The sequence below is a fragment of the Acidaminococcus hominis genome, from assembly GCF_022484025.1.
Classification (GTDB): Bacteria; Bacillota; Negativicutes; order Acidaminococcales; family Acidaminococcaceae; genus Acidaminococcus; species Acidaminococcus hominis.
Genome location: NZ_JAKVMG010000001.1, coordinates 84722 through 99993, shown reverse-complemented (window position 1 = coordinate 99993; position 15272 = coordinate 84722). Strand labels below are relative to the sequence as shown.

At 52.9% G+C, this 15272-nt stretch carries 13 protein-coding genes; 2 read left to right on the top strand and 11 right to left on the bottom strand.

What is annotated here, in order from left to right; genetic code table 11:
• Positions 1-3 precede the first annotated feature (3 nt).
• From ftsX to LKE88_RS00315, 11 genes are all read right to left on the bottom strand, one after another.
• Positions 4-891, bottom strand: a complete 888-nt coding sequence (gene ftsX / locus LKE88_RS00365) for a permease-like cell division protein FtsX (protein WP_105325803.1) — start codon at positions 889-891, stop codon at positions 4-6.
• A complete protein-coding gene (gene ftsE / locus LKE88_RS00360) occupies positions 881-1567 on the bottom strand; it encodes a cell division ATP-binding protein FtsE (RefSeq protein WP_105325804.1) in 687 nt (228 codons plus the stop codon). The genes ftsX and ftsE overlap by 11 nt, the downstream gene beginning before the upstream one ends.
• An 18-nt stretch (positions 1568-1585) precedes the next feature.
• Positions 1586-2674 carry a polysaccharide pyruvyl transferase CsaB gene (gene csaB, locus LKE88_RS00355; RefSeq protein WP_276802301.1) on the bottom strand — a complete coding sequence of 363 codons (1089 nt, stop codon included), beginning with the start codon at positions 2672-2674 and terminating at the stop codon, positions 1586-1588.
• The gene (locus LKE88_RS00350) at positions 2667-4757 is read right to left on the bottom strand and encodes a DUF5693 family protein (RefSeq protein WP_276802300.1); all 2091 of its coding nucleotides are present in this window, start codon (positions 4755-4757) and stop codon (positions 2667-2669) included. The genes csaB and LKE88_RS00350 overlap by 8 nt, the downstream gene beginning before the upstream one ends.
• Positions 4758-4786: 29 nt before the next feature.
• Complete coding sequence (gene prfB, locus LKE88_RS00345; protein WP_338076927.1) at positions 4787-5890, bottom strand: peptide chain release factor 2; 1104 nt, start codon at positions 5888-5890, stop codon at positions 4787-4789.
• A 76-nt stretch (positions 5891-5966) separates the two neighbouring features.
• Positions 5967-8486: a preprotein translocase subunit SecA gene (gene secA / locus LKE88_RS00340; RefSeq protein WP_423767616.1), complete on the bottom strand. Its 2520-nt coding sequence runs from the start codon at positions 8484-8486 to the stop codon at positions 5967-5969.
• A 140-nt stretch (positions 8487-8626) separates the two neighbouring features.
• Positions 8627-9172, bottom strand: coding sequence for a ribosome hibernation-promoting factor, HPF/YfiA family (gene hpf, locus LKE88_RS00335; RefSeq protein WP_105325809.1), 546 nt, complete (start codon positions 9170-9172; stop codon positions 8627-8629).
• A 171-nt stretch (positions 9173-9343) separates the two neighbouring features.
• Positions 9344-10063: an amino acid ABC transporter ATP-binding protein gene (locus tag LKE88_RS00330; protein WP_423767615.1), complete on the bottom strand. Its 720-nt coding sequence runs from the start codon at positions 10061-10063 to the stop codon at positions 9344-9346.
• 1 nt (position 10064) lies between these two features.
• A complete protein-coding gene (locus LKE88_RS00325; protein ID WP_105325810.1) occupies positions 10065-10721 on the bottom strand; it encodes an amino acid ABC transporter permease in 657 nt (218 codons plus the stop codon).
• Positions 10722-10748: 27 nt separating this feature from the next.
• Positions 10749-11525: a basic amino acid ABC transporter substrate-binding protein gene (locus tag LKE88_RS00320; RefSeq protein ID WP_276802294.1), complete on the bottom strand. Its 777-nt coding sequence runs from the start codon at positions 11523-11525 to the stop codon at positions 10749-10751.
• Between the two features lie 121 nt (positions 11526-11646).
• Positions 11647-12435 (bottom strand): basic amino acid ABC transporter substrate-binding protein, encoded by a 789-nt coding sequence (locus LKE88_RS00315; protein ID WP_105325812.1) that lies wholly within the window; start codon positions 12433-12435, stop codon positions 11647-11649.
• Between the two features lie 977 nt (positions 12436-13412).
• Here LKE88_RS00315 and LKE88_RS00310 point away from each other — a divergent pair.
• Together LKE88_RS00310 and LKE88_RS00305 are read left to right on the top strand one after the other, a co-directional pair.
• Entirely contained in the window at positions 13413-14174 is a 762-nt protein-coding gene (locus LKE88_RS00310) for a helix-turn-helix domain-containing protein (RefSeq protein WP_105325742.1), read from the top strand.
• Positions 14171-15088 carry an IS3 family transposase gene (locus LKE88_RS00305; RefSeq protein WP_105325363.1) on the top strand — a complete coding sequence of 306 codons (918 nt, stop codon included), beginning with the start codon at positions 14171-14173 and terminating at the stop codon, positions 15086-15088. Before LKE88_RS00310 ends, LKE88_RS00305 begins: the two co-directional genes overlap by 4 nt.
• Positions 15089-15272 lie beyond the last annotated feature (184 nt).

Genomic DNA, 15272 nt, shown 5'->3' with positions numbered 1-15272 from the left:
CCCTTATACGTCCAGGAACTTGCGCAGGGAAATGCTGCTGCCGCAGGCCCCAATCAGGGTGCCCACCACAATCAGTCCGCCGCACAGGTAGTACATATACGGCCAGCTGGGCAGCATAGGAAAGAAGGACAGGGTGGCGTAGATTTTCTGCTGGGCTGCATTATACAGCTGGAACAGGGCTGCGGCGGCAATGGCTGCCCCCACAAACCCGATAATCATCCCTTCCAAAAGGAAAGGCCAGCGGATAAACCAGTCCGTAGCACCCACGTACTTCATAATATTCACTTCCCGCCGCCGGGCAAATACCGTAATCCGGATGGTATTGGAAATAATAAACAGCGTAGCAATGGCCAGCATCAGAATGAGTGCAACGCCCCCCACCCGAAGAATCCTGGTCAGCTGAAAAATATGTTCCACCACTTCCTGGCCGAACTTGGCAGTTTCCACCCCGGGCATCTTTTCGATGACCGGTACCAGCTGCCCAATCCGTTCCGGCCGGTCCACCTGGATTTCAAAGGAATACGGGAACGGGTTGTCTTCCCCCAGGGCGTCCAGCAGCTTCTGCTGCTCCCCCAGCCGCTCCTTGAAATTCTTCAGGGCCTGGGCCTTGGTCACCGGGGTCACCTTCACAATGCCCTCGGTGCCCCGCAAGGCGGCATCCATATTTTTTAACTGATCAGCCGTGGCCGAATCAGCCATATACACCGTTACCTGCACCTGATTCTCCAGATGCTTCGCCAGATTGTTCACATTCAGCACCATGGTAAGAAACATCCCCAGCACCAGAATGGACAGCGCCACCGTGGAGATGGACGCAATGCTCATGAGAGAATTGCGCTTCAGGGAGGTAAAGGTTTCTTTCAGATAATACCAGATTGTACTAAAGTTCATAACCGTAAACTCCTTTGAGATCATCCCGCACGATCTGCCCATTTTCAATGGCAATGACGCGTTTTTGCATGTAGTCCACCATGGTCTTGTCATGGGTTGCCATGATAATGGTGGTTCCATTATGGTTGATCTGGGAGAAAATGTTCATGATTTCCATACTGGTTTCCGGGTCCAGGTTGCCCGTAGGCTCATCGGCAATCACCAGCAAAGGATCGTTGACAATGGCCCTGGCAATGGCCACCCGCTGCTGTTCCCCGCCGGACATCTCACCGGGGTAATTCTTCCCCCGGCCCTTCAGTCCCACCAATTCCAGCACCTCGTTGACCCGGTTTTTGATTTTATGGGCAGGCGTTTCAATCACCTGCATGGCAAAGGCAATATTTTCGTAAGCCGTCCGATCGTTCAGCAGGCGGTAATCCTGGAATACGATGCCCAGCTGCCGTCTGAGAAAAGGAATCTCACTGCGCCGCAGCTTCATCACATCCACGCCATCTACCAGAATCTGGCCGGAAGTGGGTTCGATTTCCCGGGAAATCAGCCGCACAAAGGTGGATTTCCCCGCCCCGCTGGGCCCTACCAGAAAAACAAATTCCCCCGGCTTAATATGCACGTTGATATCCGAAAGAGCCACCGCTCCCCCTGGATATACCTTACCGGCATGCTTCATTACCAGCACGATTCCCGCCTCCTTCAATTATTGTCGGCTCAGTTCCACCGCTCTTTCAATATTCTTTTCCGCTTCCTGGCGCAGGGCCTGGATCTGTTCCCGGCCCTGCCGGCCATCCTGCTGCCACAGCTCCCGGGCCATGGAGAGGATTTCCCCAGCGGTAATCTTGTCAATGGTATTCACCACGTTGCCCTTCATCCCGGCCACAAACCGGTCCACCTTGGGATCGTAGGAAACCGCCATCAGCGGCACATCGTTAATGGCCGCAAACACCAGGGCGTGGAGCCGCATGCCAATCAGCAGATGCAGCCCGCTGATCAGGTCCTGGTACTCCTGGGTGGAGCACTTCTGGTCCAGCATGTACACGTCCTGCTGGTTTTCCATAGCCGCTGCCACCGCCTGGGACAGCTCTGCGTCCGCCGGAAATTGCAGCGGAATAAAGAGAATCTGGGCCCCAAACTCCCGCTTCAGGGCATCGGCCGCACCGGCAAACTCCCGGCTAAACCGTGCCTCCCCTTTCCAGTGGCGCAGGGCAAAGCCCACCACCGGCCGGTTCAGGTCCACCCCCAGCTTGGCCAGGAGCCGCTTTCCTTCTTCCTTTCGTCCCGGCGGCAGGGAAAACACCGCATCCGAGGTAACCAGCACCCGGCTGGCAGGAATCCCCATGGCATTCAAATCCTCCAGGGAACCGTCGTCCCGGACCGTAATCAGGTCCGCCCGGCTGCAAATCAGCCGGGTGAGCAGCCGGCACACACCGCCCCGAATGGGCCCAATGCCCTGGGCAAACAGCATCACCCTCCGGCCCAAAAGCCGGGCCAGGGCAATAATGCTGAGATAATACAACAGACTGATATGACTGGTCACGTTCTGCAGCAGGCTTCCCCCGCCCGAAAGCAAAAGGTCCGTGTGCAGCATGGCCTTCAGGATTCCCAGGGGCGCAAACCGGTGCACCGCCTTTACCTGGTGCAGCTTGCTGGTGGCTTCAGGATGACCGGATATCACGGTAATTTCTACACTGGGGTCCTTTTTTCTGAGAGCCGTAATAATGGCCGTCAGCATGGCTTCGTCCCCGGCGTTGGAAAACCCGTAGTAGCCGGAAATCAGAATCTTACCCAAGAGTGTCCCTCCTTGCCAAAAGGCGCTGCACATGAGGATAAGCCCAGGCAAACAGTACCAGGGCAATGAGCCCCAGCACCACCCCTACCGCATACCCATCCAAGGCCCGCACATAGGACATAAGAATGGGAGAACGCATATGGCAGAAGGTCTGCACCAGGGACCCCTGGCCAATCACCGCGCCTACGGCACACAGCCCGTAGAACCAGGTGGGCAGCTTTTTCCAGGCAGCCCAGGCCGCCAGGAAGAAGGCCGGATGGCCAATCATAAATTCCTTTTCCCGGGGACGGGCCCACATAGTCTCCTCCAGGAAGTAGCGCAGCTTCTGCTCAATGGCAGGCACCGGCACCCCGGCCGTATGGCCGCTGCGGCCGATAAATACCCAGGCCACAAACGCGAAGATTCCCAGCACCAAAAAGGCGTTGAGATTCAGCGGCCGCTTCAGGAACCCTTCCAGTCTGGCCACCGGCTTACGCCAGTTTTCCCCTTTGTTCCAGAACCCATGGTTCTTCATAAACAGCAGGAACACCAGGCACACCGGCAGCATAAAGGTGGCCTTGACCCCCCGGTAGATATCCATTTCCAAAAGGAACCGGGTATCACTGAGCACCCCGCCAAGAAGGCTGGCGCCAATCAGGGATAACACCATAGTCACAAACAAATCCACCACCGTGCGGCCGGCCAGGGCCCCAAAGGAACCCTCCTGCCCCCGGCGCTTCCAGATTCCCAGCATCCGGGCCATGGACAGCACTGGGAAAATCACCGCTGCTCCAAAGGCAATACCCTGCCGGGCCAGCAGCGTAGGTCCAAATACCGAGGCCGAAATCACAGCCCCCAGGCCCACCACCGCTTTGGTGTAATGTTTTTCCGGCAGCACGTCCAGCAGCAGGAAATACAGACACCAGGCAGCTGCCAGAGAGAAAGCCAGCGGAATGTACCACAGCTTGGACGGCTGGTACACCTGGTAAATGTCAGCCCGGCCAGAGGTAAAGCCCTTGCTGGCCACGTCCTTGTTGACCGCTTCCACATAGTCCAGATTGGTCTGGAGCAGGGTCTTGTTGTCCCGGGGCGTCAGGAACGTCTTGATGTAGTTCACCCGGATGTTCCGTTCCTCGTCGGACAGGGACCAACGCCGGAACGCATCAAACACCTGCATCTTCCGCTGTTCCGCATCGGCAATCACGTAGGTTCTGGCCACCTGGTAATGGGTCAGGTCCGCCAGCTTGGTCAGCCCTTCCAGGTTCACAAACTGCAATTGGGTGACCCCTTCCACCATGCCCAGGGTAATATGCCGTGCATCCAGGTCCTTAGCCACCAGCGGCAGCTGCTCCTTGTTGCCCAGCATCTGCTTGCCGCTGCCGATCATCAGGGACACCGTAGCCCCGCTGTTATCCAGCCGGTTAAACAGCGCCTCGATCTGTTCCGGGGCGGAGGCAGCCCCCGCCGTGTACCGCTCGCTGTAGTTGGTAGGGCGAATGGCTACCATAAAGCCATTTTTCGTTACATCTTGGAGTTCGTCCGTGGAGGGCCCCAGGTCCATTTCCCGGATTCCCCGCTGGTCCCCGGCAATGGGGTTCTTGCTCACCACCGTATCCCCGGTAAACCGCAGGATCCGGGGCGCCGCACTAAGCTCCACAATCCGGTCCGCCCCAAAGCGCAGCCGGATATCCTCCACCGCCTCGTTCAGGGCCCGGGGAGACTGCCCCTCGGACAGATAGACTGCATCAGTCACAAAATCAGGATTGTCCGTAATGGCCTGCCAGGCAGGGCTCAGCGCCCCCAGTTTTCTCTGGCTCAGCAGCTGGGCACCGGTCACTACATTCACTGCCCCGCTTTGGAACAATTTATCCAGATTGGTATCAAACACCGCCAGGGTGGTAACCCCCCGGTCCTTGAATTCCTTGAACACCGTTTCCTTGGGAACCCCTTCTTCCTGGGCAATCCGCACCAGGCTGTTGTATTCCATCACGGTTTCAATCTGCTTGTTGGCTTTTTCCACCTGGATGCGCTGCCAGTTCAGGTTCAGGGAACAAACCAGTCCCAGACCCACCAGTGCCGCGAATAATTTTTTATAGTTCTTCATATACGGTTACTCTCCCTAAGCCAGTCCCATTAATGCTTCAGGCTGCGCAGATAACTTTCCACAAACAGGTCCAGGTCGCCGTCCATCACGGCCTGCACATTCCCGGTTTCCGCACCGGTCCGGTGATCCTTTACCATGGTATAGGGCTGGAACACGTAGGAACGGATTTGGCTGCCCCATTCGATGGCCTGGTAATCCCCGGCCAAATCGCTGATTTTCTTGTCCTGAATGGCCTTTTCGTATTCAAACAGCTTGGCCCGCAAGAGAGCCAGGCAGCGTTCCTTGTTTTGCAGCTGGGAACGTTCGTTCTGGCACTGTACCACAATCCCCGTAGGAATGTGGGTCATCCGCACTGCCGAAGACGTCTTGTTGACGTGCTGGCCGCCGGCGCCGCTGGCCCGGTAGTAGTCCACCCGCACATCGTCCATGTTGATATTTACTTCCACCGTGTTGTCGATTTCCGGCATAACGTCCACCGCGGAGAAAGACGTGTGCCGCCGGGCGTTGGCGTCAAAGGGAGAAATCCGCACCAGCCGGTGCACGCCCTTTTCGCTTTTCAGATAGCCGTAGGCATTGTGCCCGTTAATGGACAGCGTGGCGCTCTTGATGCCCGCTTCTTCCCCGGGGAGTACGTCCAGCATTTCCACCGCAAAGCCCTTGCGCTCTGCATAGCGGGTAAACATCCGCATGAGCATGCTGGTCCAGTCCTGGGCCTCAGTGCCGCCGGCCCCGGCGTGCAGGGTCAAAATGGCATTGTTGCTGTCGTACTGGTCGCTGAGCAGCAGCCCCAGTTCCAGGTCCGCCAGAGTCTTCTTGCCCTTTTCCAGCTCGCCCTCAATTTCTTCCTGGAGACTGTCGTCGTTTTCTTCCACAGCCATTTCCCACAGGGTTTCAATATCCTCAATCTTCGTTTCCAGGGAATGGAAGGTATCCACATCACTTTTCAGATTGTTGGCTTCCTGGGCCACCTTTTGGGCCTTATCCGCATCGTCCCAGAACCCCGGAGCCGCCATCTGGTGCTCCAGGTCCTGAATCCGTTCTTCCTTTTGGGGGATTTTCAGGGCCCCGTTCATTTCCTGCAATTTGTCTTTCAAACCATTGATTTCCGGTTTTAGTTCTTCCAGTAACACCATCCACAGCCCTTTCTCAGTTTAGTTTTAAAAACAAGGGAAACGAAGCCGGGAAAAGCCCCAGCTTCGTTCTTGTCAATCAGCTGTTTTTGCCACAGCAGTTTTTGTATTTTTTGCCGCTGCCGCAGGGGCAGGGATCGTTTCTTCCCACTTCAGGCTCATGGGAAACCATTGCCGGTTCCCGGACCTGTTCCTCCGCGCCGTCCACGTTGGGATTGTTTACTTGGGCGTTGGACAAGTGGTCTTCCACCGCAGGCTGGGTCACCACGTTTACCCGGTACATGTACCGCACCACATCGTCCACAATCGTTTCCTTCATGGCTTCGAACATATCGTAGGCTTCAAATTTGTATTCTACCAAAGGATCCCGCTGGCCGTAAGCCCGCAGGCCAATGCCTTCCCGCAGGGCGTCCATGGCGTCCAGATGTTCCATCCAGTGGCCGTCCACCACCTTCAGCATCACCAGGTTCTCCAGTTCCCGCAGAATCGGAGCCCCAATGGCTTCTTCCCGGGCGTTGTAGGCATCTACGGCTACCTTATGCAGGTATTCGTCCAGCTCTTCCCGGCTCATATTTTGCAGCGTCTCGGCCTTGAGCAGCCCCTGAGGCGCGTAAAACTCCTCGGCGTAGGCAATCATACCCGGAATGTCCCAATCCTCGCTGTAGGCGTCAGGAGGCGCGTACATGTTTAGCGTCCGGTCCACAATATGGCTGGCCATATTCAGCACATCGTCCTTCAGGTCCGCCCGCTCCAGAATCTTCCGACGCTGGTCGTAGATAACCTCTCTCTGCTGGTTCATTACATCGTCGTATTCCAGTACGTGTTTCCGGATATCAAAGTTCCGGGATTCCACCTTCTTCTGGGCGTTCTCAATGGAACGGGTAACCAGCTTGTGTTCGATGGGTTCGTCTTCTTCCATTCCCAGCTTGTCCATAATGCCGGAAATATTGTCGGAACCAAACAGCCGCATCAGATCATCTTCCAGGGACAGGTAGAAACGGGTAGAGCCCGGGTCCCCCTGACGGGCGCAGCGGCCCCGCAGCTGGTTGTCGATACGGCGGGATTCGTGCCGTTCCGTACCAATGATGTGCAGGCCGCCCAGTTCAGCGACCCCTTCACCCAGGGTAATATCCGTACCACGGCCAGCCATGTTGGTGGCAATGGTCACGGCGCCCATTTGGCCGGCGTCGGCCACGATTTCAGCTTCCTTTTCGTGGTACTTGGCGTTCAGCACATTGTGCTGGATGCCCTTCTTCTTCAGCATATCGGACAGTTCTTCGGACTGCTGAATGGAAGTAGTACCTACCAGCACCGGCCGGCCCTTAGCGTGCAGCTCCTCAATGGCCTTGACTACCGCCCGGTACTTGGCCTTCTTGGTCTTGTAGATAACATCCGGATAGTCGATACGGATGTTGGGTTTATTGGTGGGCACCACGTAAACGCTGAGCCCGTAAATCTTCTGGAATTCCTGTTCTTCCGTCTTGGCCGTACCGGTCATGCCGGACAGCTTGTCGTACATCCGGAAGTAGTTCTGGAAGGTAATGGTTGCCAGGGTCTGGCTTTCCCGTTCCACCTTCACGTGTTCCTTGGCTTCAATGGCCTGGTGCAGCCCTTCGGAGAAGCGGCGGCCGTACATCAGCCGGCCGGTGAATTCGTCAACAATAATGACTTCCCCGTCCTTGACCACATAGTCCCGGTCCCGGAACATCAGGGCTTTGGCCTTCAGGGCGGCCATCAGCTGGTGGGACAGGTCCACGCCGTTTTCCCCGGCGTACATATTCTGGACCCCCAGCATTTTTTCCGCCTTGGCAATACCCACTTCCGTAGGTGCCACGGTCTTTTGCTTTTCGTCCACCGTGTAGTCCACATCTTTTTTCATATTGGCTACTACGGAAGCCATCACATTGTACAGGTCCGTGGATTTTTCCCCCGGGCCGGAAATGATAAGCGGCGTTCTAGCCTCATCAATCAGGATACTGTCCACTTCGTCCACGATGGCGTAATGCAGCGGACGCTGTACCATCTGATCTTCGGACACCACCATGTTGTCCCGCAGGTAGTCAAACCCAAATTCATTGTTGGTCCCGTAGGTAATATCAGCCGCATAAGCCGCCTTCCGGGCAGGGAAATCCATGTCGTGGATAATCAGCCCCACGGACAGCCCCAGGAACCGGAATACCCGGCCCATGTCTTCACTGTCCCGGCGAGCCAGGTAATCGTTGACCGTTACCACGTGCACGCCCTTGCCTTCCAGTGCGTTCAAATACGCCGGCAGGGTGGCCACCAGGGTTTTACCTTCACCAGTACGCATTTCCGCAATATTGCCCCGGTGCAGGATGCAGCCGCCGATGAGCTGTACGTCGAAATGACGCATGCCCATCACCCGTTTTGCTGCCTCCCGGACCACCGCAAAGGCTTCCGGCAGCAGGTCATCCAGGGTTTCCCCCTTGGACAGCCGCAGCCGGAATTCGCTGGTCTTAGCGCACAGCCGTGCGTCACTTAAACCGGCCATTTCCGGTTCCAGCGCATTAATCTTATTTACATAGTTTTGGCATACCTTCAACTCTTTAGCGTTAGGGTCGCCAAAGACTACTTTCATTAGCTTTTCCAGCAACGAGATCACTCCTCATAAGTGCAAAAAATCCTACTAAGCCTATTTTCTAATTGTAGCAAATAGGTATATGAAAGTCAAAAAGAGTCGAGGCAAAAGCCTCGACTCTTTGTAAACAATTCATGAAATCAGGACAATTCCGGATTGATCAAGCCGTAATCGCCATTTTTCCGCCGATATACGATGGCAATCTGTTCCGTTTCATCGTTGAAGAAAACGAAGAAATCATGGTTCAGCATGTTCATCTGCATAATGGCTTCCTGCACGCCCATAGGACGCATCCGGTAGGTCTTGTTGCGGACCACCTTGAATTCTTCCGTTTCTTCCGGAACCTCTTCACTGAGCTCCGGCAGCGGAGCCGGTTCTTCATCACGGAAGTTGCTGTATTTCCGTTTCATCAGACGGGTCTTATACTTGTGAATCTGTCTTTCGATCTTGGCAACACATTTATCAATGGATGCATACATATCATCGGAAGTTTCTTGCGCTCTCAATACAATCCCGCTGGCCGGTACGGTGATTTCCACAATGTGGTTTCCCCGTTCCACCCGCATTACCGCCGTAATTTCACCCACCGTCTTGAACTGTTTGGTGATGGTCACAATCCGTTTTTCCACATAGTCTTTTAATGCAGGGGTGACCTCAATGTTTTTACCACGTACTCTTACTGCCATAATAACTACCTCCTCACCAACAGGAAGTTTCCTGTTCGTTCTTATGGTATTATTTCTACAGTACCTTCCGTATTCCTGCAAAGAATTAAAAATTCTTGTAAGTTTTTTTCTTATAAGTAACTCTTTGTAACAATTGTTTACACAATCGCCCCAAAATTACCGCCAAAACCCTTACAGAATCTTGGACAGGAAGCTGGCAGCCCGTTCGTTTTTCGGATGGGCAAAGAATTCCTGCGGTTCAGCCTCTTCCAGAATCTTCCCCTGGTCCAGGAACAGCACCCGGTGCCCCACTTCACGGGCAAACCCCATTTCGTGGGTAACCACCACCATGGTCATGCCTTCCTTGGCCAGCTGCTTCATAACGTCCAGTACTTCGTTGATCATTTCCGGATCCAACGCCGAGGTCGGTTCGTCAAACAGCATAGCCTTGGGCTTCATGCATAGCGCCCGGGCAATAGCCACCCGCTGCTGCTGGCCGCCGGACAGGGAGTTGGGATAGCTGTCAGCCTTTTCCAAAAGCCCTACCTTGGTCAGATACCGTTCCGCCAGTTCCACCGCTTCTTCCTTCTTGACGCCCCGGACCTTCATAGGCGCCAGGATCAGGTTTTCCATCACCGTCATATGGGGGAACAGATTGAAACGCTGGAACACCATGCCGATTTCCTTCCGGACCTCGTTGATATTGGCTTCCCCGTTCAGAGGGATATTATCGAAGGTAATGGTACCGGCCGTAGGCACTTCCAGATAGTTGATGCAGCGCAGGAACGTACTCTTGCCGCCGCCGGAAGGACCAATAACCACCACCACTTCCTTTTCCGCAATATCTACATCAATGCCCTTTAAAACTTCGTTGTCCCCGTAGCTTTTTCTCAGGCCGGAAATCTGTATCAATTTATCGTTCATCTTTCTTAAACCGCCTTTCCAAGAGGCCTACAAAACGGGCAACAGCCAGGGTCATAATCAGGTACAGCACAGCAACCGTCAGCCAGATTTCAAAAGAAGCATACGTCCGGGCAATAATCAGCTGGCCCCGACGGGTCAGTTCCTCAAACCCGATAACAGATACCAGGGAAGAATCCTTCAGCATGGCAATGAATTCGTTGCCCAAAGGAGGGATAATTCTCTTAAACGCCTGAGGCAGAATAATGTAGCGCATGGTCTGCCACCAGGTCATCCCCAGGCTCCGGCCAGCTTCCATCTGCCCTTTGTCGATGGATTCAATGCCGCCCCGGAACACTTCCGCCACATACGCACCACTGTTGATGGAGCAGGCCGCAATAGCAGCCACAAACGCATCCACCCGGTGATGGATCAGCGCCGGCAGCGCAAAATACACCAGGAAAATCTGAACCAGCAGAGGCGTGCCCCGCAGAAAGTCCACGTAAATGTTCCCCAAAATCCGCAGCGGCTTAATCCCCGACAGCCGGATTAGGGAAACAATGACCCCAATGGCCATACCAAAACCCACACTCAGGGCCGTAATCTCAATGGTAATACCCGCCCCTGCCAATAGTAAGGGCAGGGACTGCTCAATAATTTCAAAGTTCATGCATTTTCACCCTTCTGCCAGGTAGCCTTATTTGGCTTTTTTATCAGTACCAAACCATTTGGTATAGATTTTGTCGTATTCACCGTTTTTCTTCAGTTCAGCCAGTGCCTTGTTTACGTCAGCAGCCAGCTTGCTGTCCTTCTTGAAAGCCATCCCGTAATCTTCCGCTTCCAGAGTCTCGCCCACCAGCATATCCTTATCCTTGCCTTCCTGGGTCAGGTAGTAGGCAGCCACCGGTTTGTCGATAATGACCGCATCCACACCCTTGTTGTTCAGTTCCAGGAATACCTGGGAGTTGGTATCAAAGCTGGTCACCTGAGCCCCGGGCACCTTGCCGGCACGTTCAGCACCCGTGGTGCCAATCTGTACCGCAATCTTCTTGCCTTCCAGGTCCTGGATTCCCTTGATGCCCGTTTCGTCCTTGCGGACCACCACTGTCAGACCAGAAGTATAGTACGGATCCGAGAAAGTCACAGCCTTCTGCCGGTCCGGCGTAATGCTCATGCCCGCAATGGCCATATCAATATTGCCGGAGTTCAGCGCCGGAATCAGCGCATCAAAGCCCATGTTCTGGATTTCCACTTTTCTGCCCAGCTGCTTGCCGATCGCCCGGGCCAAGTCCATATCAAAGCCCTCAAAATCACTGGAGCCCTGTTTCTGGAATTCAAAAGGAGCAAAAGTCGGTTCCGTACCCACCCGCAGAACCTTCTGATCATTGGCGGCCTGTTTGGAATCAGAACCGCAGCCAGCTGCCAGCATCATAACCGCAGCCATCGCACATAAGATTGCCGTGATTTTTTTCATAAAATTTTCCTCCATCATGATTGTATTTTCGATTCTAGGTAGATATTATACATCGAACCGTATCTTTATACAACCATTATGGAGGAAAAGGAAGAACAAAACCCTATGCAGTTAACCGCAATTATTTAGCAACCGTAAACCATTTGTCGTAAATCTTCTGATATTCGCCGTCTTTCTTCATCTCAGCCAAAGCCTTGTTCAGCTTGTCCAAAGTAGCCGTGTCCTTCTTGCCAACAGCAATCCCGTAGAAGTCACCCTTCTTAGGAGTACCCACACTCTTGGCATATTCAGAACCACCCTGTTTCAGGAAGTACTGCAATACCGGCAGGTCGCTGATCACCGCATCTGCACCACCATTTTTCAGTTCCAGGCAAGCCAGGTCACTGCTGTCAAAAGTCTTAACCGTAGCCCCTTCAATCTTGTGGGCTTCATCAGCACCAATCGTACCAATCTGTACAGCAATCGTCTTGCCCTTCAGATCTTCCAGACCCTTAATGCTGTCATTGTTCTTGCCCACAATTGCCATCAGACCAGATTCATAATACGGTTCCGTGAAGTTTACCTTTTGCTTCCGGGCATCCGTAATGCTCATACCAGTAATGATTGCATCAATGTTGCCCCCTTCCAAAGAAGGAATCAACCCATCAAACGGAATACTCTTGAATTCCACCTTTTCATAACCAGCCTTCTTGGCCAGCGCATTCATCAAATCAATATCAAACCCCATCATCTTCCCATCCTGCTTGTCCGTAAACTCAAACGGAGCAAAAGACGGGTTCGTCCCCACCGTCAGCACCTTTTTCGTATCAGCCTTCGCCGGAGCCGCATCCTTCTTCGCGTCAGAACCACACCCAGCAGCCAGCATCAGCATCGCCGCCAAAGCACACAAAACAGCCGTAACCTTTTTCATAAATATTCCTCCCAACAGATTATATTCAGTGGTATTTCCTTAAAATATGTGATTATTATACACTTATCCGTATTTTTATGCAAGTGATTTTAAAGAAAAGAATTGTATTTTGTCCCGCCCCACACCAATACCCCCTGAACCGCACGGCCCTTAAAGGCTCCTCACTCTGGGAGACGCATCCGGCCCGTCATCACAGGATTCAATGGCGGGCCGGCTAATGTGTCCCCTGTGATAGCGGCCTGCAAAGCAAGTCCGTAGGACGCAGCAGCGCAGCGAGCCGCGAACCACTGCGAGAGCTGTCACCGCAGGCTGACTGAGGGAGTCGTATCCATTTCTCAAGGCCTCCGGCCGTGGAGAAATGGAATATACGACCCCTGTGATAGCGGCCCGCGAAGTAAGCCCGAAGGGCGTAACTGAGTGGGTAGCCGCGAACCACTGCGAGGATACCCCGCACCAGCACCAGGAATTCCGCTGACCGCACCAACAACCCAGCGGTCCCATCCAGGTATCAGCGGCCGCAGGCCGCAAGTGCCTTCCACTTACCTGTTCGCCGCGTTGCGCGAACAGGAGAAGGGGAAGGGTGGCATTGCCGTTGGCAATGCCGGGATGGGGTTCAAAACCCAACCTCCCGGAGGGCCACTACCAAACTCTCCGCACTAGCCCCGTTCAGCGCACGACCAGTGGTAGCCTAAGAACGCTTCCTGCAAGCATTGCGGCCGCATCCAAACAGCCCAACAAATTTTGCAAGAGGCTGTTTGGTTAATAAGGCCCATGCGATAGCCTTCCAAGAAGCAAGCATGGCAGTGCGCAGCTGATTGGTAAACGGCGAACCGCTGAGAGGATACCCGGAAAACATCGCCAGAAAGTCCGCTGACCGCACCAACCGCCTGGAGGGCCACTACCATACTCTCCGCACTAGCCCCATTCAGCACACGACCAGTAATGGCCTAGTAAGCCTTCTGCAAACGTGGTATGCTATGAATAAAGTAGACTGGCATATAGTTAAACCTCCTGGATTCGTTGAAAGGAGAGTATGTAAAATGTCTATATCGAAAGTCAGTGCAGAGGATAAATTAAAGGCTGTCAAAGCTGTTCTTGCTCATGAAGAATCACCAATGGTTTCTGCAAAAAGGTTAGGGGTTCACTGGAAAGCAGTACAGTATTGGGTAGATGAATATATAGGAAATGGTCCTGAGGTATTTAACAAAAGACAGGTTAAAAGTTATTCTGCTGATCTTAAGATCCAATGCGTAGAGGAATATCTTAAGGGCGAAACGACTATGTCCCAGCTGGTACAAAAATACGGATTAAAAAGTTCTCGTCAAATCAGAGACTGGTTAAAGAAGTATAATAGTCATGAGGAACTAAAAAGTTCGGGTACTGGAGGTGCCAAGATCATGACTAAAGCTAGACAAACGACCTTTGACGAGCGCGTTGAAATCGTAAAATACTGCATTGAAAACGGGAATGCTTACCATGAAACCGCTGAAAAGTTTAAGGTTTCCTACCAGCAAGTCAGAAATTACGTCTTAAAATATAATAAGTACAATACCGAAGGACTCATAGATGGGCGCGGACACAGGAAGCCAGTAGAAGTCCCTGAAGAAGCCCCTACAGAATATGAGTGTATGAAAGCTGAACTCAAACTGGCTAATGCAAAACTCAAAGCCAAGGATATGGAGATTGATTTCCTAAAAAAACTCGATATTGTGGAAAGGAGGCGGGATTCACACAAATAAGATATGGAGCCATTTATGAAGCCATTAAAGAACTGCACGCTGAAAAGAATTACCCTATTCTTGGCCTGTGCAAATTGGGAAAAGTGTCCCGGGCCGGCTACTACAAATGGCTTCATAGAGAGCCTTCAGCACGCGAAATTGACGACAAGGAAATTGCTAAAAGAATAGAAGAGATATACAAGGCTGACCCAGCTAAAGGGTACAGACGAATAGCTGATGACTTACGAGCCCCAAATAAGAAGATCTATCCTGACACGAAACCAATAGCAATTGGTGACGGTCGCGTTCTTCATCTTTGTCGAGTGATAAATATAAAGTCTACGATTAAATATGCCCCTAAGGGCTGCACCCAGCGTGCAATAGATCCTGCATACATTGCAGAAAATATCTTGAATAGGGAATTTAAAGCCGATGCCCCTAACCAGAAATGGTGTACTGACGTCTCAGAATTTCACTACTATGAGGGGGTAGTTGTGCATAAGGTATATCTGAGCGCGATTATTGACCTGTATGACAGACGAATTGTTTCCTATGTGATAAGCAACCGGAACGATAAAAATTTGGTATTCAATACCTTCAATAAGGCATTGTTGAAAAACCCTGGCGCGCATCCCCTGTTTCACTCTGACCGGGGATTCCAATACACCTGCAGGGATTTCCGCAAGATGATTCTAGATGCTGGTATGACGCAGAGTATGTCACGGATAGGAAAATGCATTGATAATGGCCCGATGGAAGGCTTCTGGGGCATGCTGAAAAGAGAACGGTACTATACTCGTGACTTCGACAGCCGTAAAGCTTTGGTAACGATGATTAATAACTACATGGAGTATTACAACAGTGGCCGTTTGCAGCGGAATTTGGGCCGTTTGACCCCTATGCAAAAACATAATAGCTACCAAATGGCGGCGTAGAGGTTTATATTATTAGGAACTGTCTACTTGACGGGGAGCACACCAACGTGGAGAAGGTGGCGCCGCAAGGCGACGGATGAGGTTCACCCCAGTCTGCCCAAAGGGCGCCCATAGCTCTCGCCTTTAGGGGAGAGCTGGCAGCCACGCTAGTGGATGACTGAGAGTGGATACCCGGCAAACATCG